The sequence below is a fragment of the Pseudomonas sp. EGD-AK9 genome, from assembly GCF_000465935.2.
In the GTDB taxonomy this organism is placed as follows: domain Bacteria; phylum Pseudomonadota; class Gammaproteobacteria; order Pseudomonadales; family Pseudomonadaceae; genus Aquipseudomonas.
In genome coordinates, this window is record NZ_AVOF01000638.1 from 1 (window position 1) to 1,042 (window position 1,042).

2 protein-coding genes are annotated in these 1,042 nt (G+C 69.3%); one reads left to right on the forward strand and one right to left on the reverse strand.

The features are described from left to right. Positions 1–180, reverse strand: a 180-nt coding sequence (locus N878_RS29365; RefSeq protein ID WP_218186855.1) for a hypothetical protein, incomplete at its 3' end; no start/stop codon positions are given. A gap of 149 nt (positions 181–329) precedes the next feature. Between N878_RS29365 and eco the strand changes: the two genes are divergently transcribed. Next, on the forward strand, positions 330–809 hold the full coding sequence (eco, locus tag N878_RS21965) for a serine protease inhibitor ecotin (protein WP_021445676.1): 480 nt from the start codon (positions 330–332) through the stop codon (positions 807–809). Positions 810–1,042 lie beyond the last annotated feature (233 nt).

Consider the following 1,042-nt stretch of genomic DNA (forward strand, 5'->3'; position numbering starts at 1 on the left):
TCGGATCGCCTGATCCAAAGCCGCGTGGCCTGATCCAGCGCCCCTGATGATCGAGACCAGCGCATGACGACAACGCCACTGCAGCCAGAAAAAGACCGGCCCAATCAGCCGGTCTTTTTTTATCCGCCGCCGGCCGGCAGCCGCGCCCACGAGGCGCGCCAGGCCGCACGAGGCGCCCATTGCACTGCGCGGCGGAAAACCCTCTGCGATTGACCCCCGTCTTGCCAAGCTCCGGAACTTCGCCTATCCAGAAGGGTCTGTGCTGCGCCGCCGCCCCGGCGGTTTTCCCTCAACGGACGGCCCACAAGGCCTGTGAAGCAAGGACTCTTATGAACGCGAACCCACTGCCGCTGATCGCCCTCCTCGCCTGCGCCCTGCCGCTGGCCGCCTGCGCCGCCACGCCCGAGGCGCTCAAGCCCTACCCGACCGCCGCCGACGGCTACGCCCGCCATGTCATCGAGCTGCCGGCGCAGGCCAACGAGGCCGAGCACAAGGTGGAACTGATCGCCGGCAAGACCCTGGAGGTGGACTGCAACCAGCAGCGCCTCGGCGGCCAGTGGCAGGAGAAGACGGTCGAAGGCTGGGGCTACAACTACTACCAGCTGGGCCAGGTCGGCCCGGCGGTCAGCACCCTGATGGCCTGCCCCGACGGCAGCCGCAAGCAGGCCTTCGTCCAGGTCGGTGGCGAGCCCATGCTGGTGCGCTACAACAGCAAGCTGCCGCTGGTGATCTACGCCCCGGCAGATGTCGAGGTCCGCTACCGCGTCTGGTCGGCCGCAGCCGCCACCAGCCCCGCTCCGCGCCAGTAAGGCCCGCCGGTTTGGCGCCCGCTAGCCATGGCGGGCGCCGCCACCCGGCAGCTCGGCGTGCCCTGCGCCCGGCAGGCGGCTACAATGCGCGCCTTGCCCGTGCCGCCGGATAAAAGAAAACGCCATGTCCCTGCCCAAACACCACCTGGAACTGCTCAGCCCCGCCCGCGATGTGGCCATCGCCCGCGAGGCCATCCTGCATGGCGCCGACGCCATCTATATCGGCGGGCCGG

What these genes read in the sequence shown, in the direction of transcription:
- eco (WP_021445676.1), top strand. Translation starts at nt 330, where the DNA reads ATGAACGCGAACCCACTGCCGCTGATCGCCCTCCTCGCCTGCGCCCTG.